The sequence below is a fragment of the Candidatus Rhabdochlamydia sp. T3358 genome (assembly GCF_901000775.1).
Classification (GTDB): domain Bacteria; phylum Chlamydiota; class Chlamydiia; order Chlamydiales; family Rhabdochlamydiaceae; genus Rhabdochlamydia.
In genome coordinates, this window is record NZ_CAAJGQ010000015.1 from 1 (window position 1) to 25,604 (window position 25,604).

The following is a 25,604-nucleotide window of genomic DNA, read 5'->3' on the forward strand; positions in this document are numbered from 1 at the left end:
CCATTGTTGCAGATTATATAAATGCGCAATCTACCATTAGCTTATTTCAGAAATTAGAAGAGCAATATCCCCATGCAGAACGCATTATAGCGATATGTGATAATGCAAGTTATTATAGGTCAAAACTGGTTTCTGAGCATCTCAACAACTCTAGAATAGAAATCAAGTTCTTACCCCCTTATTCTCCAAATCTTAATCTGATTGAACGACTTTGGCGATTCATGAATCGCAAAGTTCGAAATAATCAATATTATGAAAAATTCGTAGAATTCAAGAAAGCAACTCTTAGTTTTTTTGAAAATATTTCCACTTTCAAAGAGGAATTAAAAAGTCTCCTCTCTAAAAAATTTCATATTGTAAATCCTTAATTCTAAATCTCTAGAGTATATCTAAAAATACATAAAGAGATACTTCCTAAAAAAGCACAGGAGCTATGGAAAGTAACTTCTAGAACTACCAGTTCGAGACTAAAAAAAATGTGTGAAGAGGGAATACTTGTTGAAATTTCGACAGGTCGATTTGATCCTCAAAAGAAATTCAGCTTAAGGACAACGTTAGTATAACTAAAATAAAGAATAAAATTAAAAAAATCGGAGAAAGAGCATCCGTCTTAGGATGCTTTTGGAAATATTGCGAGAGGGGGGACTCGAACCCCCACGAGAAAACCCACTACCACCTCAAGGTAGCGCGTCTACCAATTCCGCCACCCCCGCAAGAATATCAAGAAAAGATCTTAATGGTTTTGTTAAAATCAATTCAAGTAAAATTGCTCTTGCTCTATTGTTAGATTTAAAACTAGCCGATATGAAAAAACTTATGCGTTGTACCTGTTATTGCACAGCTTCTTCTTATGATATTCCTCGTTTATTCCAATACTTGCAGAGGATGGGCATCTGCCAGCTATTTCGCGATGTAATCCACCTCCAGCTTCAAGAAGACAAACAGGAAAAAAAGGATGTTTTTTGCTTTTCTTATGGGGTTATTGTCTGTTGGGGATTTAGTGAAGAAGAAGAAAAAGAAATGCTGGACTCTCTAAAAACCTTTGAAAAAGATCCTGGTAAATTAGAACTAGATGAATTCACCTATGTCTATGGGGATACTTTCAAGATCGAAGAAGATGAAATTATGCTGCAAAATCAAAATGATTTAACCAAACTAGCCATCTCACATGGTTTAGCTCAGTCGGTTAAATTGATTATCTTTGAAGATCTTGTACAAAAAAATATTGAGCGCACAAAACATCTCCCTAGCGACTTAGCTCAAAAAGGCAAAATCCCCCTTTCTCGTAAAGAGATTTACCAGAAAATGGGTTATATATTCATTGAGCGTAATTTTATTAATTTACATAGCGAAAGTCTTGATACTCCAGAATTCTTTTGGGACTACCCTGAACTAGAACCTTTCTATAGACGTACCTCTCATTATCTCGATATCAATAAACGTGTTGAGGTCCTCAATAAAAAACTCAATGTCATGCATGAGCTCTTTCAAATCTTATCTAATGAGATTAATCATCAACATAGCTCTCGTTTGGAATGGACGATCATCTTACTTATTTTTATCGAAGTAACTTTGGCCGTTCTCCACGATCTCTTCCACATTATTTAATTAAATAAAAAAATTTTTTATAGTCTATGAACTGCCCTTAGTGTATATATAAAATTTTATTAATTTAATAAATCTTAATTTGTTATTACAAAATGTCAAGTCATAGATATAGCCTTGTTAATGCACTATTAAAAGCCTCCATAAAATTATTTCCTTCTCTTCTTCCCATATTTTTAGGAGAACTTCTTCTAGCTCATATATTTTTGATTTTAGGGAAAGAAAGACTCTCTGTAGAATTTTTTGCATATATAATACTCGAAGCAACTAGCCTTTGGTTTTCAGGAAAACTATCAGATATATGGTCCAGAAGAAAAGTCTTACTACTTATCCACTGCTCTACATTAGTAACTCTTATTCTTTCTTATTTTTTCAGAAATGACTTGAAAAGACCTTTTTTATTGCTTCTAGCCTCTGGAATATTATTTAACCCTGGACCTGCAGCTAGAGCTATTCTTATCGATAATTTTAAATCTACAATTATTAAGACCTCAAACAACTTTTATTCAAAATTACACCTTACAGAAACAAGATTAATTGGGATAAGTTGGATAGTTCAGTACCTTCCATGGATATTTGCCCCCTTTTTTATTTTGTTGAGTGAATATCAGCGTTTATTTTTAATAATCGGTTTGCTGTTGTTTAGTATTCCTCTTTTATATTATCAACTAAGCGATTCACTAGAAAAGAGCGTGCTTTCCAAGCACAGATCTTTTATAAAAAATTTTAATAAATCTCCTCTTATATTGTCAGGTTTTCTTTTTGCTCAACTTGTTTTTTTTACTACATTTGATAAAGTTGATTTTCTTAAAAACAGCTCTAACCTCTTTTCTTTGATTGGTATTGGGGCGTTATTAGGCACGATCTTTAGTTTGTTTTTTAGAAAAACCCCGCATTTATCTGTTGTCACGTACTCTTATGCTTTTGGCATGATGTTAAGCTTTACAAATTTTCTTTATTATTTCTTTGCTAAAAATGAATTCATTAATACTGGGCTATCACTTATTCATTTAGCTGCAGTTGGGGGTTTCTATTTGCCATTTGTTTTTGACATTATTATCAGTAAAAGCAATGCGCAAAATAGAGGAACACTATTTGCTTGTGCAGAAGTTGTACAATCATTAGCTGCAGTATTGGGTGTAATAGCAATGACTTTGATTGGTGATAACCCTATTTTTCTGTTTGCAACAACAACTATATTATTTACTATAGCTTTATCTATTACAGCCAAACATGGAACAATAAGTTGAATATACCAATCGATACAAAAAATGGTGTTGCGTATCAAGATGCAATTGATGAAATCCTCGATTGCTATGGAACAGATACCTGGCTTCAAGAGACAAATGAATTATTTCCTACATGTAGATTGGGATGCATTAATTTTGGATATTGGAAGTATGTACCGGATACTATTCCATTAGAAGCTCGAGAAAAAAGCCAATTAGACTTATATAAAAATCTCTTTGATTTTTCAGGAATTAATAAAGCTTTAACAGCTACTATACTCGAGATAGGTTGCGGAAGAGGGCATGGGGTTCACTTACTTTCTGAAAATGGCCATAATAGTTATGGTATAGATTTAGTTGTTTCTCAGATTCAAAAATGCATGAGAAATTACCCAAATCTTGCATCAAAGTTTAAACAGGGTTTATCTAATCATTCAGGATTTTTATCAGACACCTTCAATTTTGTAATTTCTATAGAAGCAGCTCAACATTTCTATAGTTTCTTCGATTTTGCGCAAGAAAGCTATAGAATATTAAAAGAGGATGGAGTGCTTGCTATTACCACCTTTTTTTTTACTAAGGAGACAAGTAAAAGAGAAATCAAAGATCTCATTCCTCCAGGTGTTATAGGAACTCATTTTGTCATTCCTATTGATGATGCTAAGAATTTTTTAGAACAAGCTGGCTTTAAAAATATTAAGATAATTTCTATTGGAGCTTTTGTTTTCCACGGGTTTTGCAAATGGGCAGTGCAATCTATGAGTAAGAAAAACCATACTCCAAAATGGGTTGAAGCATATGAAAAAGGTTTCATCGATTACTATATGATTAGCGCAGAAAAAAAAATATCATGCTAAAAAAAATTCCCATTCTATGCATCCGCTTATATCAGTTTACCATTAGCCCTCTTCTAGGTAATTGTTGTCGCTTTTTTCCTAGCTGTTCTGATTACGCAATAGAAGCCATCCATGCTCATGGATATAGAGCACTGTGGTTGATTGTAAAACGTATAGTGAAATGCCACCCTTGGCATCCTGGAGGCAACGATCCTGTTCCTTAGCGGAGAGGGATTTGTAAACAGCGCCCTGGACGAATCTTATCCGTTTCTAATTGGTTGATCTGCATGATCTCTTTAATGCTCACTTTATGTGTGCGTGCGATTTTCCATAAGTTATCCCCTGCTTGTACTTTGTATGTTTTATAAAGAGGCTTTTTTATCTCGGGTTTTTCTACTTTCTTTGTCGGAATTTGTGAATGGCCCAATGCTTGTGCTGCTAGTTGCCATACAGCATCTGTACGCGGAGATGAAAGCAGCCCCTTAGATAAATTTTTTAATAGATAAGGAGAATGATTAAATAAATCAAAAAAAAGTAAAATATGCCGATCTTCTAACTGTTGCAGACAAAATTCTGGACTGCTTTCCAATAGTAGAAGAGCCGCTGTTTTAGATCTTTTCTCCAAATAGGCCAACAAAAATGAACGACATCTTTCCATGGATAAATCTAAAGCCACTCTTTGAGATAAACTAAAGTTTGTAAGATCCATCCATTCTCCTTCGCAGAGTAAATCAATTAATTGGTTTGTTGAATAAGAAATCCCTGTTTTAGAAAAAAGCATATAGACACTGTGATATTCTGAGGTAAGAGAAAAAGCGTTAATCAAAGAAGAGTGATAAGGAGGAGTAGAGCGCTTTAGTTCATAAAATAGACCTTGGGAGGTAAAGGGCCACTTTTCTGTTTTTGCAAAATGAACAATCGCTTGAAATTGATAGTCTGCTAGTCCTGGAAAAACAGGCACTTCTATGATCTCTGATCCTTTTTCTTGACTTAAGAGAATGGATCTTTTTTGTAGAGGAATTCCTCCTAGAGCCTTATCTAAATTAAAGTGATGGAAAGCAACAAGGCAAGAAAGAGCAAGATCTCTTTTCTTAATACCCTGCTCTATAAAATCTGGTTTTTCTAAACAGAGGAGAAGCTGTTGATAGGATAAAACAGAATAGGAGCGCAGGGTCTCTAAATTGCTAGCAGTTGGCAATTTTGTTTCAGTAGCCAATGGCTTTAATTCAATGGATAAAGAATCATTTTTATCTTTAATCACAAAATAAAAAAAAGTACCTAAAAGACTAACATTCAATGTTCCACTAACAATTAAAGCTTGGGTAAGTCTTTTTGTACGAACAATCCAGGAGCTATTTTCAGAATTAGCGCGCATTATTTCCTGTTCCAAGATATTCAAATTTGGTATAAGATCTACAGTTTAATACTAATTTGTCTTTTTGTTTTATGAAAGTCTCATTGTCCTCTTTAAAAGAATATATAGATATTAACTTATCTACTCATGATTTATGCCAAGTATTAACACTAGGTGGAATTGAGGTAGATGAAGTAATCGAATCTCCTCTTAAGTTTAGCAATGTGATAGCAGCGACCATTTTAGAGGTTGTTTCTCACCCTAATTCTGATCATTTAAAAGTGCTTAAAGTAAGCAATGGCGAGCAAGTTCTGCAGGTAGTATGCGGAGCTGAAAATTGTCGTGCAGGAATGCGTGTAGCTTTAGCTCAAATAGGTGCAATCCTTGGTTTAGATGGCAAATCTGTAAAAATCACAAAAAGCAAGCTACGTGGTATTGAGTCTCATGGTATGCTCTGTGGAGCAGATGAGTTGGGTCTTTTAGATAGTGCGGATGGTATTTTGGAACTGTCTGATCAAATAGAAGAGGGCACTGATCTAAAAGAGATATTTAAAGACACTGTTCTTCAACTGTCTTTGACTCCAAATTTAGGTCACGCTATGAGCGTCTATGGGATCGCACGGGATCTATCTGCTCTTTTACAAATCCCCTTGAAGTTCCCTTCTTTTTCTCTACAAGAAGAGGAAATATCGATTGAAAATCTGATTAAGGTAGAGCTTCTCGATCAAATACAATGCGAAAGATATACCTGTAGAATGCTGCAAGGGGTTTCAGTAGGGCCTTCGCCTCTTTGGTTACAAAAAAAATTAGAGCAAGCGGGTTTTCGTAGTGTGAACAATGTTGTTGATATTGGAAACCTTATCTTACAAGAGCTAGGTCAACCTTTGCACATTTTTGACTACCAAACCATTGCAGATCATACTCTTCAAATCACTTCCACAACCTCCTTTTCAGAATTAGAGACACTCGATTCAGCAACTCGTCTCATTCCTCCAGGTGTTTTGATGATTTGCGATAAGGAAAAACCTTTAGCATTTGCAGGCGTCCTCGGAGGTAAGAGTTCTGCTGTTTCAGATGAGACATCTGATGTGTTAATTGAAGCTGCTTATTTTACTCCGCAGTCCATTCGCAAAAGTAGTAAATGGCTTAAAACAAAGACCGATTCCTCACAGAGATTCGAAAAAGGAACAGACCCTAATTTTATTCCTAAAGCATTAGATTATGCCGCCTATCTTCTACAAAAAGTTGCAGGTGGAAAAATTGTTAAAGGAATGATTGATCAAAAGACAAGTTCTTTTCCTCCAAAAAAAATGATTTGCAGGCCAAAGCGCATAAATCACATTTTAGGCACACAACTGAACCCTTCAGATGTTTTCAAAATCTTCTTTTCTGCGGGTATGCACGTAAATGAGCAATCTACAGAGCAATTTCAAGTTCTTGTTCCTTTTTTTCGACATGACTTAAAATCTGAAATCGATTTGATTGAAGAAATAGCTCGGTTATATGGCTATAACAATATTGTCAAAACAACACCTGTCCATATTTCTTCCCCTCTTTTGCATTGCGCTGCTTATCAGTTAGAAAAACAACTTCGCACTTATCTGCTAGAAGAAGGTCTTCAAGAATTCATAACTTGTAATCTGATCAGCCCAGACCAGTCTAAGAAGACCTCTGAAAACACACTTCCCTCTAGCTTTTCCATTTCTGTTCTACAACCTCACTCCCTTGATCAGTCTGTTTTAAGATCTTCCCTTTTGCCAGGCCTTTTACAAGTGGTTAAACACAACTACGATCGAGAAAATCAAGACTTATCAGGATTTGAAATAGGTAAAATCCATTTCCATCTAAAGGATGAATATATTGAACAATCAGCTATTGGAATGATTCTAACTGGGAAAAGTTCTCCTTATCACATCGACCCCAAACCCCGAGCTTATGATTTTTTTGATTTAAAAGGGATCGTTGAAAATTTGTGCGCTCTTCTTCATGTTGAACCCATTAGCTTTAGCCCTTCACACCTACATAATTTCCATCCCAATAGACAAGCAATTATTATGTGCCAAGATAGTATTATTGGCTCTTTAGGAGAACTACATCCTAGGCATAGTTCAGAACTTGGTATTGAACAACGAATCTATTTTGCAGAAATAAATATAGAAGAGCTTACGCCTTTTATTAAACAAACCTCTCTTGTTAAACCTCTTATTTCTTTTCCTGGCTCAGAAAGGGATTGGACCATTACTATAGCGGATAAAACACCGGTCAGTTCTATTTTAGAAATCATTAAAGCAAACTCTTCTTCACTTCTTGAGAAAATTACTCTTTTAGATCTTTACAAAAGCTCTCAAATCGGCAAAGATAGAAAAAACATAACTTTTCGTCTGTTCTATCGCGATAAACTTAAGACCATTGCCTTTGAAGCCGTTGAAAAAGAACATAGCCGAATTATAGAAACAGTGATGAAGGAGTTAGAGCAATTACATATTTTATCTTAAAATGAGGTTCATCATGAAAAGACACCTGTTTATCCTTATGAGCGGTACGGCTTTTATCTTATCTGGCTGCGTTCATGATAACAATGATAAAACAAGCGTTATATCTAAGCGTTATATTCATAAATACGGCTACCCTGTCCCCAAAGAAGAATGGCAAGAGCATAACTATCCAGGGCAAGTAATCACAGCTCTTAGCGATGGCGTGACTGTTACAGCAACCTATGAAAATGGTAAATTACACGGCCCTACTACTCACACTTTTGCCCATAGTCAAGCGATTGAAAAATGTATTGTATATAATCAAGGACAAAAAGTTAAAGAAACGAGTTACAACTCTAATTCTATGCCTTTACAAGAGTGGATTCAACTCTCCCCTCAGCGCTGCTCGCTTACCAGTTGGTATGTAGAAGGTTGTCCTATGATGGTTGAAGAATATGCAGGAAATGAACTCATAGAAGGACAATATTTTACTGCCTTAAATGAAATAGAAACGCGAGTGGAAAAGGGAGATGGGATTCGTATTTCTCGAGACCAAACAGGAACCCTGCTTTCTAAAGAAGTAATTGAAGATGGTTATACAGTAAAAAAAGAGACTTATTACCCTAATGGAGCCCCTGAATCAATCGCATATTACGCTTTAGGCAAACTCAGCGGGAATAAGCAAACATTTACAGCTAGCGGAGAGCCACTTGCTTTAGAAGAATGGATAAATGGGCAGCTACACGGAAAAGCTACTTACTTTAGAAACGGCAATCGCTATCTAGAAATTTCTTATTTAAACAACCAAAAAAATGGAACTGAAAGACATTACACCGATGGTGATTTACTAACTCAAGAAATCAATTGGGAAAATGATCTTAAGCACGGATCTACTATTTATTATACCGATTCCGATATCCAACAACAGTGGTTTTACGCAGGACAACTTGTCAACAAAAAGAAGTTTGATGATTATAACCAAATGGATCAAATGGTTGCAGATATCTCGGAAGATGTAAAAATACACATTCGATAGCACAACTAAAAAGCGAAGGATAGCTCTTCTTCGCTAAAAAATTTATGCAACATTCATTTAATCAAGGACCCTCTATTTGTTTACAGATAGAATGCAAAGATAGCATTCTATCTAAAGTAACCCTAACCAAGTCATCGCATTTTGCATGCTCTATCTCAGAAGAATGCGATCTTGATACAACACAAACCATCATAAAATGGTTAACTCAGTACAGTTATCGAAAAGATCCCAGCCCCCTAAGTCTTAACCTGCCTAAACTTCCCCTCTTTTACCAAAAAGTATTGATTCATCTGCAAAACCTACCTTTTGCACAGCTAGTCACTTATGGCAACCTTGCTTCTACAATTGGTCACCCAAAAGCAGCACGCGCTGTAGGATCTGCTTGTAAAATCAACCCATTCCCTCTTTTTATTCCCTGCCATCGAGTAGTAGCAGCTGACAATATAGGAGGCTTTGCCTATGATCTTTCGATTAAACAAGCTCTATTACAATTTGAAATGGATTTAGTTCTCTAACAAGCAGCTTTTTTAGCTTTAGCTAAATCAATCGACGAGCTAGCTAAAACAGCAAAAACTGCTGAAGAAAAAAAGATCCCTGTTGCTGCTAATAAACCAACCGGTTGTTTTCCTAATAAATATAATGCTTCATTCCCTGCTCCATAGCTTAAATAAACATTTATAAAGCTTCTAGGTGGTTTTAATAAGGACAAGTTACCTCTGACGACAAAACCTACCCAACGGGCAGCTAAACGACTACCACTGCTTTTTAGACGGTTAAGATAACTAGGTTTGTTAGGGTTAATTTTTTGAGGTGTCTTACTTAGATATCTATCAAAATCAAAAATCTTCCGTTCTAAATAGTCCAATGCTTCGTTAGTAAACTTTTGAGAAACCAGATAAGCCATCCTAATAGCAACCATATAAGCAGCCCCATCCATAGGAGAGATAATTCCCATACACCTACCTGATAAAAAACCACCTACTGCATACAAAGCAGTTTCTTGAGGACGGCAGGTTTCCTTACAAAAATTGATAATATCCATAAATGTGCTCCTTATATTATTTAGTTAGAAAATTATTATAAAGTAATTACACTTTTTATAAAATTATAACAATTTATTTTACAAGTAATAACATATTATAAATAATTCAAGCCAACACAATTTAAAGAAGTATTTTTATAAATAAATTTTTCTACCTCCTAATAAAATCAATTAATAAACCGGAAAAAAAACCTGTAACCCCTGAAACCAGGGAAACTTTTATTGCGGTCTCAAAAGCAATTCGTCTCCCTATTAGAGAAAGAGCTTTATTGCCTGCTGTATAACCTAAGTAAGCGCTGCTCATCATTAAAGGCGTGACCATAAGCTTTTTAAAGCTTTTTTTTATTTTAAGCTCAGAGAGCTTAATATAAAACTTAGTGAAAACAGTATCATTAATCATATATGCAATTTGATAGGCTATACGGCTAACAACTGCATAGATTGCCCCATGTAAAGGGGAAATTCTACAAAACCTTCCTGCTATACACCCGCCTATTGCAGTTAAAGTAGTAGTTCTAGGGTGAAAAACCTCTTTTCGAAAATCAATACTCATAATACATCCTTTTAAAAATCACTGGTTAAATTGAAGGATCTTTAAACATGTTTTATGAAGAATATAAGGCAAGTAATGGATATATATAAATTTAAAAAACTTGCCCCATCCAGAAGAGTAGGAATTATTCTCTATCGGAAAAAGAAGAATAGGAATTTACCCTGTATTTAGAAAAAAAAGAAAGCTGAGTACGATCATCAGCAAAGCTAACCGTAAACTCAGGGGGTTTAATAATGCTTTCCCAAACACTAGCCACTTTTTTAACGACTATATTATATAAATAACCGCTGCCTGTGCTTATTTTTTGAGCTAACCAAATTATTTGTTTTTTTGTTATTACACAGCAATTAGAAATGCCTTGCTTGATCGCTGCCAAAGAAATCCTATTGATTAGATCGCTTTTTGCAAAACAGGGGCATGATGCAGCTTTTTTTACTTCTTTCCAAACAGAACCTATTAATTCTAAAACCCTTGTATTTACATTTGTACTCATAAATCCTCTTTTTATATTGTTCTTATTATTAATAGCCTCTATTATAACAAACAATTGTTAATAAATCATGAAAGTTAAAATACATAATAATTTATTTAAAAAAACTATTTTTAATATCTGCAATTAATTACAAATAAATGAGTTGTGTTCAAAACATTTATATGAGTTAATTTCATCTATATCTAAAAAAAGCCTTGTTTAAGTATGTATACAGATAAATCAAAGGCATTATTTTACCCCCTTTTTGCCTAATTGAAGGGATTTATGAAAAAAGAAGAACTATTAAAAAAGATTTCCGAACTAGAGTCGGTCAATGACCAGCTTCAAACAGAACTGCGCTATCTCGATGTTCTACTTAAAGAAATTGGCTTTATTGAAGGACTTAAAACACTTAAGTTTGCAGCTAAAGAAATGATTGAACAAGATATTAAAGAGGAATAATTACTTATATCGCAGATTTAGCCAATAACGGGTGTGCCGAAGCTCTCCGGTTTTTACTAAGGCCTTTTTATGGACTAGGTCTGCTAAATCACGTGTTGCTGTTGCTCTAGAGGTCTTTGCTATCACAATATAGTTATCAGCGCTTAAGCCCCCCTGGAAACCGCTTAAGACCTCTTTAAACATCCTTAACAAAACCTTTTCCTGACGTGGATTGAGTTGTCCAGAAAGAGCTGTCAACATCTTTGACTTTTCAATCAAAAAATACAGAAGGTTCATTGATTGACTTTGAGCCTGCAGGATCACATCAGCAAAAAATGCAATCCAATGATCTATTTCCAGCGTGCGGTTACATCTTTCAATAGCTGCATAGTATTCCTTTTTTTGTTTTTCTAATACTTTTGAAACAGCAATTAGTATGGGGTGTCCAATACCTTGAGAAAGAACTTTTTCCACTAAAACACGACCAATTCTTCCATTTCCATCTTCAAAAGGATGAATACTTTCAAAATACACATGAGCAATGGCTGCTTTCCCTAGAATAGATACACTTGCAGAGTTAAACCACTTAATAAATGCTGCCATTTCATCAGGAACTTTTGCTGAAGGAGGGGCCTCAAAGAAAACTTTTGAAGAGCCGTATCGATGAGAAACAATCTGCATGGGCTCAATATGGGTGCGGTATCTTCCACAATCAACAATATTTGATTGATTATTAAACAATTCAAAATGCCATCTAAAGAGCATCTCTTGAGTCAATGGCTGATCAAAAGATTGATACACATCACAAAGAAGTTTAGCCATTCGAGCTTCTTTATTAGTCTCTTGTCTAGGAGATGCACGTAAGCTAAAGTGTTGTTTGATTGATGATTGCAAGCTTTCTCTATCAAGAAACTCCCCTTCAATTCTCGAACTTTCTAGACCCTCCAAGCTAAGAATCTCTACAACAAACTGACTGTATTCCTGATCTCCTATATTTTTTAGAAAGGCACAGGCATTGTTTACTTCTAAAAGAAATTGCCTTTCTTTTGGAGCTATTTGGTCTAGATGGTAGCTAAATTGGGGCCAGTCGGGTAATTCCCAGTTCCAGGGCATGAGTTATAGACCTCTCTTCTATAACTCAAATATATAAGGAATATGAGTTATAGGGCAAGGCTCTATAACTCATGGTTTTAATCTAGCAGATGGATCAAGTCTTCTAAAGAAAGGGCTTCTACATTGCTTAAATCTTCCATAAGAGTTTGGGAGAGCTGTTGTTTGTGGCTTTTAAGCCGCATGATTTTCTCTTCGATGCTTAAAGCGGTTACATAGCGCCTAGCAATCACTTGGCTAGATCTTCCCAATCTATGGGCTCGATCAATAGCTTGATTCTCTATTGCTGTATTCCACCAAGGGTCATAAAGAAAGACATAGTCGGCCTTGGTCAAATTTAAACCAACTCCCCCTGCTTTTAAGCTAATAAAAAAAAGAAGCGTTTGTTCATCTTCTTGAAACTGAGATACAACCTGCTCTCGATTTTTTGTGCTTCCATCTAAATAGACGTACTTCCAATTCCGATTTTGAGCTTCTTTTTTCATCAGATGCAATAGGGAAGTGAATTGACTATAAAAGAGAACCTTTCTTTTTTCTTCTACCACTTCTTCCAAATCGGCCATAACCTTGGAAAATTTCCCGCTGTATTGATAGAGATCTCGGGCAGTAGGATCTACCAACAATGGGTGGGCACAAATTTGTCTTAGACGTAAAATAGCCTCTAAGATCTGCATCTGTTGATTGGTATCTTTTGACCGGAGCTTAACACGAGTGGATTGTAGATATTTTTCATAGATATTGCGCTGCTCTTCGCTCATTTCCACCCAAATGGTCTGTTCAAGTTTTTCTGGGAGATCAAGCGCTACTTGTTTTTTAGTGCGACGCAAAATAAAAGGCCTGATAAGCTTTTGCGTGCGCTTTAAATAACGACTGTCTATTTGAGATGCAAGCACTTCTGCTTGGAATTGCTTACGCTCACCTAATAACCCTTTGTTAAGAAAATAAAAAAGCGAAAAGAGATCCTCTAGTTTATTTTCTATGGGAGTTCCTGTAATAGCCACTCGCATCTTTGCTTGTAGCTGAAAACAGACTTCAGCTATTTGGCTATCTGGGTTCTTAATGACTTGTGCTTCATCTAAAATGACCAGTTGAAAATCTAAAGAGGTAAACAAAGCCTGATCTATACGTAAAACAGCATAGGAAGTAAGAATGATGGATGGGATATGGGGAAGGGTTTTCATTCTCTCTTTGCCTGCATGTACATGGATCGAACTACTAGGGAAAAACCGAGTAAATTCATTTTGCCAATTAAATAACAAAGATGTAGGCACTACAATCAAACAAGATTGTTTGAGTTCTAGCTGTGAGAGAAAGGCTATTACTTGGATGGTTTTACCTAAACCCATCTCATCAGCTAAAAGCCCTCCTACTTGATTTTTCTCTAAGAAAGAAAGCCAGCTTAAACCTTGATTCTGATAGGTGAATAGTTGTCCTTTAAATTTTTCTCCTAGAGCAACTGGTTGAGGAGAATGCTTTAATTGCTTAAAGATCTCTAGCGGATTTTTTTGCTCAGAGAGCAATCCTAATTGTCTAAACGGAAGATGAACTCCTTCTTGATCAAATTCTAGCTCTGAAAAATCCGCCCATTTTTCTTCTATTTTTTTCAAATCGATTAAACCGACTGTATTAGCAGCTAATTCCACAAAGCAGGATCGACGATTGAAAGCTCCTATTACCTGTTGTAAATTAGCTCTGTGACCTTGATAATCAAACTCAGCGCGTACAAGCCAAGCTTGAGGGCGCTCTTCTAACAAAAGAGTTTCTTGCCCCAAACAAACTACTTGTTTATTTTGATGATCAAATACTTTCCAACCGATTTCGGTTAAGAATGTAATGCTTTTGGCTACTTTATCCAGCGGACAATAATAAGAGGAGTCCCCCACTTTTTTTTTACTAAAATCAGTTTCTAATAAATCTTGTTCCCATTGCTTTTCTATGGTCTTTTTACGCCAAAAAAGCTCTTTTTCTTCAAAGGCTGCTATTTTTCCTCGTATCCCATAATCAAACCATAGATTAGCAAATCCTCCGTGCCGATCTGTTAAACAGATAAAAGGCAAAGGATCACCTGAAACTTCTTCTAACCAGGTTACGCCCTCTGTTTCTTCTAGAAACTCTTGCAGTTCTTTTTCTTGTAAAATAGTCGCTGGAATTTTTAGCCATTTTAAAGAAACCTCTGTATCTAATAACCGTATAACCCCAGCATAGAGAATCCATTGAGGACTTCCCCAAAAAACAGCTCTGCAGCTGGCTAAAGGTTCTTCTTGTCTACCAAGTTTAAACCTTGCACAGATTTCTACTTGTGTCTTATTTAAGGCTTTTGCTTGAACAAACCCTTCTGCATTTGTAAAAGGATCGATAATTACCTTTTGTCCTTTATACAGTAATCTACCTGTGCTACTTAGCATCTTAAGCAACTCAAAGGCAATTTCTGAGGAAACAGGAAACTGCATACCCTCCTCTACATGAATAGGTGCTCTTTTCCATAAGAGATCTAGTGCGGTTTTTTCTAAAAGGGATTTAGCTGTTAGCAAAGCTTCTTTTCGATTAGAAAATTTTTTTGATAGTGTAATAACCATTTGAGGTTTTTGAGAGATATCCAAATGGTAAAATAGCTCTGACACAAATATCTCCTTTTAAACTATATTCATAGTTTATGAATCATAAACTTAAGATTTGGAACAATCAATCCAGCTGGAAAGAAGCAGAAGAAAAATGGGATCAAGGGCAAAAATCCTATCAAAAAACCCATCCGTTAAAAACTCTTTCCTCTCTTCCACAAATGCCTGGTATTACCAAAGACACCGCATGCAACCTTAAATGGAAAAGCACAAAATATTTACTTACCCGTGATAAGAAAAAAATTTTTTGGCGCTATTTTTTTCGCGCGCCGATAAAACACAGTTATCGTTTTATCTCTTCTTTATTTACAAAGTCTTACTCTCGGGACCAAGATCTTTTCTTCTATGGAGTAAAAGATCTTGCCACTTTTGAAAAGCGTTTAACTTCTCATAAAAATCATCTGTTTGTCATAGGGTTTTCCTATTGTCATAAACCTTTTGAATGCCCATCAAAACGGTTTTCAGCTGACTGTATTCACGATCCCAATCATCCGGTATGTCGTCAGTGTTTTATTGGTAAAGCGGTAAATGCTCTACCTGATAAAGCTCATATCATTCCTTTATTCATTCCTACCGTTCACTATATTGGGGAAAAGTGCTTCGAGCTTATTTTTGCCCATCCAGATAAACAAGTTTTCTTCCTGATCACCGCATGTGAGCTAACTCTTACCATGTTTGCAGATTGGGGAAACATGATCGGCATTCAAGGAATAGGCATACGTCTTGATGGACGCATTTGTAACACTATGAAAGCCTTTGAGCTCTCCGAAGAGGGGATCAAACCAGGACTTACCGTTGTACTTGATGAGACACAAAAACTAGTGCTTAATTTTATTCGCTCTCTTTGGAATACCGACGAAAAGGCTTAGGGCGCACAGCTGCCTGGTAAGGTCTTACCCTATTAGCAGACATACAAGTATCACTGCAACAGCCTTTGCGTTTTTCTGCACAAGTAGGACAACATAAGAAAAGCTCATTACAATCCATATTTGCACAATTATAATACGTATCACTGCTTATTTTGCAGTGAGCGCACTGGCTGATTACCTCATCTATTTTTTCATCTATACAAACAGATAAGCGATCGTCAAATACAAATAACTTGCCCCTCCAATGTGCGGTACTTTCTTGTTTTCCGTAATTAATCACACCACCATCTAATTGGTAGATCTCAGTAAAACCTTCTTTTTTCAGCAGAGCAGAATACAGTTCGCATCGAATACCTCCGGTACAATACATCATAACCTTTGTCTGGGCAGGATCATAATGATTTTTTAATTCTTTTGCGTAAGGAGGAAACTCTCTAAAATTTTTTAAACAAGGAAGCTCAGCTCCTTCAAAATGACCAAGTTCCGATTCATATTGATTGCGCACATCGAGCAACAAAACACCCTCATCGCGATTTTCCAACATCTCTTTCCATTCTTTAGGAGAAAGATGTTTACCTGTTAACCCTAGATCAACCTCTTCATCTAGGGCGACAAGCTGCTTACGAAATTTTATGCAGACTTTAGGGAATACATGCTCATGGTAAGAATCTATTTTAAAAGAAATTTCTTTAAAACGTGCGTCCTGTTTGATCCAATCTATATAGACTTGGATATCGGTTTTATAACCGCTCATTTGGGCATTAACCCCATTATGAGCAATGTAGATCCGACACTTAATATTTTTATTTTCTAGAAATTTTTGATATCTCTTTACTTCTTCCAAGGGGTCTTCAATGGGAGTAAAGATATAATAGGCTACAATCCAATAATCTTTTTTCATAGTAATTCCCTTGTTTAAGAGAGAAGTATAGCGCTGAGAAGCAAACCTGACAATATCATAGATTATTTTTTAATGAAAAAAGCTCCATTTACAAAAAATCACGGGTAGATTAGCATACATCTCTTTATATCATTAAAGTAAGAAGTCTTATTAGGAGATATCATGGTTCGATACACCGGCCCAAAAAATCGTGTTGCAAGACGTTTTGGAGCGAATATATTTGGCAAAGCTCGTAATCCGTTACTACATAAGCCAAATCCTCCTGGAATGCATGGAAGTAAAAGAAAGAAAAAGTCTGATTATGGCCTTCAGCTAGAAGAGCAACAAAAGCTAAAAGCTGTTTATGGCATGCTTACCACCACTCAGGTTGTACGCTACTATAAAGAAGCTTCCAAAGCAAAGGGAAACACCCCTGCTGTTTTTATCGAGAGATTAGAGTGCAGATTAGATAATATGGTTTACCGTTTGAAATTAGCACCGACCATTTTTGCAGCTCAGCAGCTAGTATCTCATGGACATGTATTGGTAAATGGAAAGAAAGTAGACCGTAGGTCCTTTTTTGTCCGTCCGGGAATGACGATTTCTATCAAAGAAAAGTCTCAAAAAAATGATAAAATCCAAAAAAGCGTAATTAGCTCTGGTGATATCCCTGAGTACCTATCTTTGGATGCTAGCACTTTTTCAGGACAACTTCTCATCCCTCCTGCAATCGATCAGGTACCTTTTCCTATTTTGATTAATGTACCACTGATTTGCGAGTTCTTAGCTCACAATAACTAATTATACGAGTTAGCCTTAAATTAAAGAAGGCTAGCTCTCTTTTCCAGGAATTCTTTGGTCGTACCACTATCAGGAAACTTGGAGCAAAAGGATTCATATAGTTTTTTTGAACACTTTTCCTCTTGATCGGATATTTCTCTGAACTCATCATTGATAATTGTTAAGACATCTTCTTTGTGATACACATCGGAATATTGCATCTTTTGATAGAGATTTTCCATAATCTGATATTTCTTCTCAAAAAAATCTTCTTGTGAATACACAGTAGATAGCTCTTTTAGAAGCTGATGAGATTCTATATATTTATTCCAATCTACTTTAAAGTCCTTTAGTCTTTCATTAAATGTCTCATAATTTCCTTCACGAAGAGCAAGTCTCAACTTTCGTATAGAGAGCTTTAAAGCATTTCCAGCTGTATCTATTGATTCTAAAAAAACTTTATGTGTTATACGGTAGTTTTTTGTTGTGTGATTATCTAATAATATAAAGCCCCATGTGCTTAGGCGAGCAACATCTCCGTTACGAATTTCTTTGCCTGTATCTTCTTGATTTAAAATATTTTTTTTGCATTGATCAGGTATTTGTGGACGATTAAAAGCATGTACCGGCTTAAGCAACTCACGAGAATAAACTTGCTTAACAGATTCATTCATGCTGGCTATTTTAGATAACTGTTTAAAGAATTGGTATTCTTTTAAATCACAAATGTGAGGGGCTTTACATTGCCAAAAAGTTTTATTAATAGTATCAGTATCCTCAGGATATAACATCCCTTTGGCTTGAGCAGCATTTTGCCAGATTTTTTCTATTTGTATTAATTCTTGAAAAGCTCTTTCTTCTTCCTGGGAAGCTTTTTCTCTTGGATTTTGAAAAAAATATTTTATGGTATTGCAAACCATTTTGATAAGGAAATGAAAAAAACCAGTTTTATGAAAATGGTCTCCTGTTTCAGAAAAATCAGGGTCAAAGCTCAAATCATAAAAGGCTCTCTGAGCTACTTCTATTTTCTCAGGTTTAAAATACTCATTAAAAAAAATATTTGACTTTTTCTTTTCTAGGTTATCCGATACAACCTTTCCTGGAACCTGAATAGAAGTTTCTAAAATTTTTATCATATTTTTGCTTTTTATTTAAATTAACTTATTAAGATTATTAAATAACTATTATACTATATAATTGTTAATTAATTATTAATTTATCATAACAATTTCTAGTTATATTAATTCACATTTCAATATGGGTTATAACGCATAGGATGATGAGGATCAAGTAACGCTAGTTTCTTAGTAAGTTCCTCAAGTTCAAGGAAATACTGTGGTGCTAGATGAAATACTCCACCTCGAGGTAGAGGATGTGACTGTGCATAACGCAAATAATTTTTATTTTTTTCCTTTAGCTCTGTAATTTCTCTTACAAGCTCTTGAATAGGATCGGTTTTTGGTAGTTCCCTACCTTCTACTATTTTTTGATCGTCATAGATAGCTAGAGTAATATTCCCTAAAATAGGCACACATGCAATCAAACATCGAGACAAATTTTTGTGATAAACATGGGAAGTATAGTTGTTTTCTACAAAGCCTTTCTTACTTGTAAGGGAAAGGATGCCTTTTTGGAAAATACAACATATATTCGTTAAACTGCTAATCCCTGGAATATAATCAGAACCCTTGTCTATTGCAATGAATAAGTTATTAAAACTAGCTAAATTAATATTCATATTAAACCTTTTTTATTATTTATATGCTTATATTATAAATGTCTTATAATAAGATTTAATTAATTTAATAACTTAAGACTTAAAACTTGCTTGAAAGCTATGAAGACCCTCTAGACATTTAAGCCACTTATAAATTAGGATAGACCATATTTTAATCTAATCGGATACCCTAAATGTCTAAAATCCCTAGCTCTGAGTTATTAATCGGTGCTCACACCTCAGCCCAAGGCGGAGCTCAAAATGCTATTTGGATGGGGCAAGAAATCGGTGCTACTACTGTACAATTTTTTACCAGTAATCAAAAACGCTGGTCTGGTAAAGAGATTACTCAAGAGCAAGCGGAGCTTTTTCAAGAAGCTGTGAAGGCTACCGGTCTTTGTCAATTGATGAGCCACGATAGTTATTTGATTAATTTAGGCTCTTCTAATCCATCTGTTTTACATAAAAGCCAGAAGGCCTTTGAAGAAGAGTTAATCCGCTGTCAAAAACTAGGGATTTCTTTTTTAAACTTTCACCCTGGTGCTGCTGTAGGAGCAACACAAGAGCAATGTCTTAATAATATTGTAGCTAGCTTAGAGCAATTCGAAGAGCTTATCTCTCATGGGGCTACTCGCCTTTTACTGGAGACAACCGCGGGCCAAGGAACTACAGTGGGATATTGCTTTGAGCATTTAGCTTACCTAATTGAAAAACTACATAAAAAAATCCCTATTGGCGTGTGTATAGACACCTGTCATATCTTTGCAGCAGGTTATGATATCCGCACAAAAGATGGCTGGGAAAAGACCTTGAAAGACTTTGAAAGAATTGTCGGGATGAAGCACCTATACGCTTTTCATCTCAATGACTCGCTAAAACCTTTAGGATCTCGTCGCGATAGACACGCTCCTTTAGGCAAAGGAGAGATTGGTATAGAGTGTTTTAAAGTACTGATGAAACACCCTAAAACTCGCCGTCTTCCTAAATATTTAGAAACCCCCGATGGCCCCCCTCTTTGGAAAAAAGAAATCGCCATGTTAAGAGAGTTTGCAGATTTATGAAACATAGTAAAATTCGATCGATTCAATCCTCTCAAATAGGCAGTGTGATCACCGTATGCGGATGGATTCGCACAATTAGAGCACAAAAAAGTTTTAGCTTCATTGAACTAAATGACGGCTCTACACTTTCTTCTTTGCAAATTGTGGCAGATGACTCACTTCCCTCCTATGAAGAGCTCTTAAAAAAGCTTTCTACAGGAGCATCTATTTCAGTAACAGGTGAATTAGTAGAGAGTTTAGGCAAAGGACAACGCTGGGAATTAAAAGCCCATGCTATTCATCTTTTCGGTACTTGCCCTGAAGAGTATCCTCTGCAAAAAAAACGACATTCCTTTGAATTTTTGCGCTCTCTTGCTCATTTGCGTCCACGTACGAATACACAAGGGGCCATTGCAAGAATACGCAATGCTCTCTCTATTGCAACTCATCTATTTTTTCAACAAAGAGGGTTCTTATATCTACACACGCCAATCATTACCGCCTCTGATTGTGAAGGAGCTGGTAAACAATTTCTGGTCACAACATTAGATATCAATAAACCACCAAGGCACTCTGATGGTAGTGTGAATTTTACAGAGGACTTCTTTCATAAACCAGCTTATCTCACTGTATCAGGACAACTAAACGCTGAAACATTTGCCTGCGCTCTTTCTGATGTGTACACATTTGGGCCTACATTTCGTGCAGAGAACTCTAATACCTCTCGTCACCTAGCTGAGTTCTGGATGGTTGAGCCGGAAATGGCTTTTGCTGATCTAAATGATAATCGTGAATGCGCAGAAGCCTATTTGCGGTTTGTCCTTCGATACGCTTTAGATAACTGCCAAGAAGATTTAAACTTTTTTGAGAAATTTATAGAAAAAGGATTGTTGACCCGCTTGCAACAAGTAGCTGAAACAGAATTTGCTCACCTAACCTACACCCAAGCTATTGCTATCTTACAAAAATCAGAGCAAAGTTTTGCATTTCCTGTAGAGTGGGGTATTGATCTGCAATCAGAACATGAGCGCTATTTAGCAGAAACATACTGTAAAAAACCCCTGATCCTAACCGACTATCCAGAAAAAATTAAAGCTTTTTACATGCGGGAAAATTCTGATGGGAAAACAGTAGCTGCTATGGATGTCTTAGTGCCGAAAATTGGAGAAATCATGGGAGGAGCTCAAAGAGAAGAGCGCCCAGATATTCTAGAAAGAAAACTACGCTCCTTTGGTTTACATCCAGAGGATTATTGGTGGTATATGCAACTGCGCACCTATGGAACTGTTCCACATGCAGGCTTTGGTTTGGGATTTGAGCGCCTAGTGTTATTTGTCACTGGGATGGAGAATATCCGCGATGTGATCCCTTTTCCGAGGTTTCCTGGTCACGCGGAATTTTAAAGTCCTGCGTGATAGCGCTTGGTTTGTGCCGTAACTGCAGCTCCAAGTCCAAAAACCATCGCAGCTAAGGAAAAGATTTTACCCAATCCTGGAATAGAACTTATGATTAAATAGGCAATCAAACCCACGGCAAAAGCCGCTAATCGGTGTATTCTCCATTTGATTTTGCTAGACAGCCAATCCGATCCCCAGAAAATAAAGTACACTTTAGCCGTATAAAATCCTACGATGTTTAAAGCAATCAGAGTTAGAGCAAATGGCACCCCTAAAACAGTCATTAATAGCAACAAACAACAAAGAGGCAAAACAATCAATGTAATTAGTCCTGTGCTTAAAGAACGCCATGGCTGCCCTCTTAAAGAGAGAAGAGCTGATTGTAAATTCCGAGGAAAGAGCCTCAGTAATAAATAGGCAATAGCAAGGCTGTAAAGGAAATTCATGGAAAGAGTGAGCAGTTTAGAGCCCACTAATACCTTTTGCATCCATGTACCTTTAACCAAATTGCGTACAAAAGAAGGATGCTGGGTAATTGTTCCTACTACAGTAGCTCCCTGATCAATCCATGCATCTGAGTTGCTTCGATAGTCTACATCCCCGCTAATACGTGCTTGTGAAGTGAGTCTCATTAAACCTACAACAGCATGCAGGTCTTGCCCAATAGTTGAGGATACACGTAAATGAGAAGCTACAGCGGTTACCTCTGATCCGATACGAGCTGCTAAATCTGCATTTCCAGCTGTTATCACGACATTTTTTCCAACAGAGGATTGTTTGAGTAGCTGAACATTGCCCCCAACAGCTGTAATATTGCGTCCGATTTCTCCACTTAATAAAACTTGACCTGCTAATAACCGTGCATTATTTGATACTCTTCCTGAAATATCCACACTCCCTGCACAGCAGATCAGATCTCCATTAATCACTCCATCAACAACAACTTGTCCAGCAATGAGATACACATCTCCATTAACTATCCCTGAAATCTCTATGCTATCTCCTGCAGCAAAGTAATCTCCTTCATAGACTGCATGAGAGGGAATCATAATTATACTATGATCTTCTATTTCTTTGGGTTTCTTAGCAGAGCAGAGAAAAACAGGAACCAATAATAAAAATAGAATTATACGACGCATTCATAGCCTCTTTTGCTGCTTTGAAATACTGCTACATAACGCTGAACTAATTGAAATAACATAGCTTCTGCTTCTTGAATCTGAAGAGAATTTTTTTGTTGTTTTGTTTCAATGATCGCATTGATATGCCCTATATCTAACAAGCTAATCTTAGGATAAAGAGAAAGCGGATCTACAGCTCTGGGCATGCTTAAATCTACGATTAAACGCGTCTTAGCATCAATAAACTGCTTTGCATACAAGATAGGGTGATCTGTATAAGTTCCACAAACCACCATGGGAAATTGAGAGCTTAATTCGATTTGAGAAAAATCAAGTAGTAAGACATCTTCTTTTTTACTCCATTCAACAGCTGCTTGCCTATTGCGTGTACATAAAGACAATTGTTTGATGCCTTTTGATTTAAAGTAGCTAATAATTTTACGGTTGATCTCTGAATAACCAATAAATAAAACAGCAGATGTATGTAGCTTAAAGCACTTTGCCAATAAAAATAGCTCTTTATCAATACCAATATTTTTTTCTACAAAAGGAAACTCTGTGCGAATGGTTTTACCCAATCTTAAGGCCTTTTGAAACAGAAAATGCAAATCATGAGGCAGTTTTTTTCTAGATGCTAATTGATAAGCTACCTTCACCTGTCTCTGGATTTCTGATTCGCCGAGAATGACACTGTCTAGTCCAGAAGTTACCCGTGCTAAATGCAAAAAACAATCCACACCAAAATAAGCATATAGCTTGTGTTCTAAATCAAAGCAGATCTCTGAGCGCAAAGCATTTAATAATACGCTATGCGTTGCACTTAGATCACTTGCACTAAAATAAATTTCAACACGAGCGCAAGTGGCAAGTAAAATCCAACTTGCATCTTGTACAAGTTCTTTGTTAGTCAGTTTCTGACAAGCCGCTAAAATTTGCTCACGACAACCAATTTCAGCAGATTTATAACTAATTCCTAAAACCCCGATATGCATACAGATAACCGCACCATAAGAAAATGGTTGTTATACCTTGTTATAGAAATTTAAAGCCACTAAACTTCTTCTAAACAACGTATAATCTCCTCATAGCCATAACCACGTCTGAGCATTTTTGCGATCCATCGATTCTTTTGTTTAGGATCTAAAAGCTGGATTTGATGAGATTTTTTTTGGATAAGCTTTTGCAGACTTACCCATTGATTTTTTTCTGTCTCCAAAATGACTTGTTGTAAAACAGAGCTGTTTATCCCCACTCTACAGCAGAGTTTAAACCAAATAGCCTTTGACCCAAATCCTCTATCTCTTGCCCTTTCTACTAATTGCTGGGTTAATTTTTGATCATCTAAAAAACCTTGTTTGATGCACAGATCTAATACCTTGTCAATCACCTCTTTAGAAAATCCCTTCTGAGCAAGCTTTAAGCTTAGCTCTTCTGTAAAAAAAGAGCGTCTTGCGAGGTATAAAAACGCTTGTTTTTTTACTCGGTCTTCTTCTGAGTAAGACATATTAAATTATCTCTTTAGCAGTTTGATAGATTGGAATATAAAAAAAGCTCATAAAAAAATCATCTTCTAATCTGAATAGGAGTTACGCAGTTAGCAAGTATTTAGGATGTTTCAAATAGGCTCTAACCGCTTCTCTAACGATTCTTAATTTAGCTTCAAACCAAGTAATGCCTACTCGAAAATAAAATCTTTCTATTCTTAAAAAAGCTCTTAAAGAAAAAAGAATATGATTTTTTTGAGCTTTTCCAGTCCTAACTTGAGAGCGTTCAATACCGCAAAATTGTTTAATCCCTCTGTGATATTCTTCAATTTTCCAAGCTTTTTCCGAACAACTTAAACGCTGTAACTCGCTCATGTTAAGGTCATTTGTTGCCCAGTATTCAATGTCTTCTTTTTTAGAAACTATCTTGAATACTTTATTTAACCCATCCATAAGCTTTTAAATGTACTAAAGATCCATTCTCTTTTATTTCAACTTTACTAACTGGATTTACTAAACGCGTTGGGGTTAATCTTGTTATCCATAACCAGTCTAACCCCAATGTTGAGTTTAATTAACTAAGAATAGGAAAGATAAGACAAAAAAACAGTGTAAAAAGACCTCTTAATGTTGTACAAGTTTCGTTTGAGAAAAAACAACAACAAAAGAGGTCAAAAATGGAAACGCTTATTGAATTATAATGCTCTGTGGATGATTTTTGGAAGGATTTTCAACAAGCAATGGGAGCAACATTTAACTACCAAAGGCAAATCTCTAAGAGGACCTAAAGCAGAAATGTCTATTCCTGAAATGATGACAATATCTATTTTATTTCATCAATCAAACTACAGGAATTTCAAACACTTCTATTGCAGCCACGTTATGATTTATCTTTATAAGGATTTTCCTACGCTTATTAGCTATAGCAGATTTGTCTACCTTCTAAAAAATCTTTTCATCCCCCTATTTGCTTATCTTTTACATAATAAAGGTACAATTACTGGAGTTAGTTTTATCGATTCAACGAAGATACAAGTTTGCCATAACAAAAGGATTAGAAGAAATAAAGTTTTTGCAAAATTTGCAAAAATGGGGAAAACAGGAGCGGGATGGTTCTTTGGGATTAAACTTCATTTAATCATTAATGAAGCAGGAGAAATCCTCGCTTTTCAACTAACTCCTGGAAATACATCGGATGTTTCTGTAGCTGAGGTTTTGTCCCAGGGAATCACCGGAAACCTCTATGGAGATAAAGGGTATATTTCAGAGAAATTAGGAAAAAAGTTAATGGATAAAGGCTTACAATTATTCACAAATTTACGGTCTAAAATGAAAAATAAGTTCATGAATCTCAGAGATAAAACACTACTGCGTAAAAGAGTTATTATTGAAACTGTAAATGATCAACTTAAAAATATATCTCAGATTGAGCACACAAGGCATAGATCAGTGAGTAACTTTTTGGTTAATACTCTTTGTGGAATTGCGACTTATATGAGGTAACCTAAAAAGCCTTGTATTAGGATGTCTGATAAGGAAAGTTTAG

Annotated in this window: 26 protein-coding genes, 1 tRNA gene and 1 pseudogene; 14 read left to right on the forward strand and 14 right to left on the reverse strand. The window is 35.9% G+C overall.

The annotated features are described in order from the left end of the window. On the forward strand, window positions 1-368 hold a 368-nt coding region (locus tag RHTP_RS04400; RefSeq protein ID WP_171005696.1), incomplete at its 5' end, for a transposase. Window positions 369-631: 263 nt separating this feature from the next. Here the strand turns inward: RHTP_RS04400 and RHTP_RS04405 are convergent. After that, window positions 632-713, reverse strand: a tRNA-Leu gene (locus tag RHTP_RS04405). 103 nt (window positions 714-816) lie between these two features. Between RHTP_RS04405 and RHTP_RS04410 the strand changes: the two genes are divergently transcribed. From RHTP_RS04410 to yidD, 4 genes are all read left to right on the forward strand, one after another. Continuing rightward, on the forward strand, window positions 817-1,608 hold the full coding sequence (locus RHTP_RS04410) for an RMD1 family protein (RefSeq protein WP_138106919.1): 792 nt from the start codon (window positions 817-819) through the stop codon (window positions 1,606-1,608). A 92-nt stretch (window positions 1,609-1,700) separates the two neighbouring features. Further along, entirely contained in the window at window positions 1,701-2,855 is a 1,155-nt protein-coding gene (locus RHTP_RS04415) for a hypothetical protein (protein WP_138106920.1), read from the forward strand. Further along, window positions 2,852-3,691 (forward strand): class I SAM-dependent methyltransferase, encoded by an 840-nt coding sequence (locus tag RHTP_RS04420; protein ID WP_171005731.1) that lies wholly within the window; start codon window positions 2,852-2,854, stop codon window positions 3,689-3,691. Before RHTP_RS04415 ends, RHTP_RS04420 begins: the two co-directional genes overlap by 4 nt. Further along, window positions 3,685-3,894 carry a membrane protein insertion efficiency factor YidD gene (gene yidD / locus RHTP_RS04425; protein ID WP_138106922.1) on the forward strand — a complete coding sequence of 70 codons (210 nt, stop codon included), beginning with the start codon at window positions 3,685-3,687 and terminating at the stop codon, window positions 3,892-3,894. Before RHTP_RS04420 ends, yidD begins: the two co-directional genes overlap by 7 nt. Here the strand turns inward: yidD and RHTP_RS04430 are convergent. Beyond that, entirely contained in the window at window positions 3,891-5,045 is a 1,155-nt protein-coding gene (locus RHTP_RS04430) for a LysM peptidoglycan-binding domain-containing protein (protein WP_138106923.1), read from the reverse strand. The genes yidD and RHTP_RS04430 overlap by 4 nt on opposite strands. 71 nt (window positions 5,046-5,116) lie before the next feature. Here RHTP_RS04430 and pheT point away from each other — a divergent pair, with 71 nt between their 5' ends. The 3 genes from pheT to RHTP_RS04445 are packed head-to-tail and all read left to right on the forward strand — an operon-like array spanning window position 5,117 to window position 9,049. After that, a complete protein-coding gene (gene pheT / locus RHTP_RS04435; protein WP_138106924.1) occupies window positions 5,117-7,519 on the forward strand; it encodes a phenylalanine--tRNA ligase subunit beta in 2,403 nt (800 codons plus the stop codon). A gap of 13 nt (window positions 7,520-7,532) precedes the next feature. Then, window positions 7,533-8,534 carry a toxin-antitoxin system YwqK family antitoxin gene (locus tag RHTP_RS04440; RefSeq protein WP_171005732.1) on the forward strand — a complete coding sequence of 334 codons (1,002 nt, stop codon included), beginning with the start codon at window positions 7,533-7,535 and terminating at the stop codon, window positions 8,532-8,534. 44 nt (window positions 8,535-8,578) lie between these two features. Next, on the forward strand, window positions 8,579-9,049 hold the full coding sequence (locus tag RHTP_RS04445) for a methylated-DNA--[protein]-cysteine S-methyltransferase (RefSeq protein WP_138106926.1): 471 nt from the start codon (window positions 8,579-8,581) through the stop codon (window positions 9,047-9,049). On the opposite strand, the gene RHTP_RS04450 is transcribed toward RHTP_RS04445, so the two are convergent. The 3 genes from RHTP_RS04450 to RHTP_RS04460 all read right to left on the reverse strand — a co-directional run bounded on the left by RHTP_RS04450 (window position 9,046) and on the right by RHTP_RS04460 (window position 10,622). Further along, window positions 9,046-9,576, reverse strand: a complete 531-nt coding sequence (locus RHTP_RS04450) for a hypothetical protein (RefSeq protein ID WP_138106927.1) — start codon at window positions 9,574-9,576, stop codon at window positions 9,046-9,048. The two genes, RHTP_RS04445 and RHTP_RS04450, sit on opposite strands and share 4 nt — an antisense overlap. A 151-nt stretch (window positions 9,577-9,727) precedes the next feature. Continuing rightward, window positions 9,728-10,129: a hypothetical protein gene (locus RHTP_RS04455; RefSeq protein ID WP_138106928.1), complete on the reverse strand. Its 402-nt coding sequence runs from the start codon at window positions 10,127-10,129 to the stop codon at window positions 9,728-9,730. Between the two features lie 124 nt (window positions 10,130-10,253). Further along, window positions 10,254-10,622: a hypothetical protein gene (locus RHTP_RS04460; RefSeq protein WP_138106929.1), complete on the reverse strand. Its 369-nt coding sequence runs from the start codon at window positions 10,620-10,622 to the stop codon at window positions 10,254-10,256. Window positions 10,623-10,886: 264 nt separating this feature from the next. Here RHTP_RS04460 and RHTP_RS08800 point away from each other — a divergent pair, with 264 nt between their 5' ends. Continuing rightward, window positions 10,887-11,063, forward strand: a complete 177-nt coding sequence (locus RHTP_RS08800; protein ID WP_171005733.1) for a hypothetical protein — start codon at window positions 10,887-10,889, stop codon at window positions 11,061-11,063. On the opposite strand, the gene RHTP_RS04465 is transcribed toward RHTP_RS08800, so the two are convergent. Beyond that, window positions 11,064-12,155 carry a Fic family protein gene (locus tag RHTP_RS04465; protein WP_138106930.1) on the reverse strand — a complete coding sequence of 364 codons (1,092 nt, stop codon included), beginning with the start codon at window positions 12,153-12,155 and terminating at the stop codon, window positions 11,064-11,066. A 77-nt stretch (window positions 12,156-12,232) separates the two neighbouring features. After that, on the reverse strand, window positions 12,233-14,773 hold the full coding sequence (locus RHTP_RS04470) for a DEAD/DEAH box helicase (RefSeq protein WP_138106931.1): 2,541 nt from the start codon (window positions 14,771-14,773) through the stop codon (window positions 12,233-12,235). A gap of 32 nt (window positions 14,774-14,805) precedes the next feature. On the opposite strand from RHTP_RS04470, the gene RHTP_RS04475 reads away from it, so the two are divergent. After that, on the forward strand, window positions 14,806-15,639 hold the full coding sequence (locus tag RHTP_RS04475; RefSeq protein WP_138106932.1) for a hypothetical protein: 834 nt from the start codon (window positions 14,806-14,808) through the stop codon (window positions 15,637-15,639). Here the strand turns inward: RHTP_RS04475 and trhO are convergent. Next, on the reverse strand, window positions 15,602-16,540 hold the full coding sequence (gene trhO, locus RHTP_RS04480; RefSeq protein WP_138106933.1) for an oxygen-dependent tRNA uridine(34) hydroxylase TrhO: 939 nt from the start codon (window positions 16,538-16,540) through the stop codon (window positions 15,602-15,604). The two genes, RHTP_RS04475 and trhO, sit on opposite strands and share 38 nt — an antisense overlap. 162 nt (window positions 16,541-16,702) lie before the next feature. On the opposite strand from trhO, the gene rpsD reads away from it, so the two are divergent. Next, window positions 16,703-17,320, forward strand: a complete 618-nt coding sequence (gene rpsD / locus RHTP_RS04485; RefSeq protein WP_138106934.1) for a 30S ribosomal protein S4 — start codon at window positions 16,703-16,705, stop codon at window positions 17,318-17,320. Window positions 17,321-17,340: 20 nt separating this feature from the next. Here the strand turns inward: rpsD and RHTP_RS04490 are convergent, their stop codons facing one another. Together RHTP_RS04490 and RHTP_RS04495 are read right to left on the reverse strand one after the other, a co-directional pair. After that, window positions 17,341-18,435: a hypothetical protein gene (locus RHTP_RS04490; RefSeq protein ID WP_138106935.1), complete on the reverse strand. Its 1,095-nt coding sequence runs from the start codon at window positions 18,433-18,435 to the stop codon at window positions 17,341-17,343. A 116-nt stretch (window positions 18,436-18,551) separates the two neighbouring features. After that, window positions 18,552-19,037 (reverse strand): hypothetical protein, encoded by a 486-nt coding sequence (locus RHTP_RS04495; protein WP_138106936.1) that lies wholly within the window; start codon window positions 19,035-19,037, stop codon window positions 18,552-18,554. 173 nt (window positions 19,038-19,210) lie between these two features. Between RHTP_RS04495 and RHTP_RS04500 the strand changes: the two genes are divergently transcribed. Together RHTP_RS04500 and asnS are read left to right on the forward strand one after the other, a co-directional pair. Further along, window positions 19,211-20,077, forward strand: coding sequence for a deoxyribonuclease IV (locus RHTP_RS04500; protein ID WP_171005734.1), 867 nt, complete (start codon window positions 19,211-19,213; stop codon window positions 20,075-20,077). Beyond that, the gene (gene asnS / locus RHTP_RS04505) at window positions 20,074-21,459 is read left to right on the forward strand and encodes an asparagine--tRNA ligase (protein ID WP_138106937.1); all 1,386 of its coding nucleotides are present in this window, start codon (window positions 20,074-20,076) and stop codon (window positions 21,457-21,459) included. Before RHTP_RS04500 ends, asnS begins: the two co-directional genes overlap by 4 nt. On the opposite strand, the gene RHTP_RS04510 is transcribed toward asnS, so the two are convergent. The 4 genes from RHTP_RS04510 to RHTP_RS04525 all read right to left on the reverse strand — a co-directional run bounded on the left by RHTP_RS04510 (window position 21,456) and on the right by RHTP_RS04525 (window position 24,511). Continuing rightward, window positions 21,456-22,592, reverse strand: coding sequence for a DUF8173 domain-containing protein (locus tag RHTP_RS04510; protein WP_138106938.1), 1,137 nt, complete (start codon window positions 22,590-22,592; stop codon window positions 21,456-21,458). The two genes, asnS and RHTP_RS04510, sit on opposite strands and share 4 nt — an antisense overlap. Then, entirely contained in the window at window positions 22,580-23,566 is a 987-nt protein-coding gene (locus tag RHTP_RS04515) for a glutamyl-tRNA reductase (protein ID WP_138106939.1), read from the reverse strand. Before RHTP_RS04515 ends, RHTP_RS04510 begins: the two co-directional genes overlap by 13 nt. Window positions 23,567-23,625: 59 nt before the next feature. Then, complete coding sequence (locus RHTP_RS04520; protein ID WP_138106940.1) at window positions 23,626-24,078, reverse strand: regulatory protein RecX; 453 nt, start codon at window positions 24,076-24,078, stop codon at window positions 23,626-23,628. 82 nt (window positions 24,079-24,160) lie between these two features. Next, window positions 24,161-24,511, reverse strand: a complete 351-nt coding sequence (locus tag RHTP_RS04525; RefSeq protein WP_138106941.1) for a hypothetical protein — start codon at window positions 24,509-24,511, stop codon at window positions 24,161-24,163. 254 nt (window positions 24,512-24,765) lie between these two features. Between RHTP_RS04525 and RHTP_RS04530 the strand changes: the two are divergent. Beyond that, window positions 24,766-25,561, forward strand: a pseudogene (locus RHTP_RS04530) (IS982 family transposase). The last annotated feature ends 43 nt before the right edge of the window (window positions 25,562-25,604 follow it).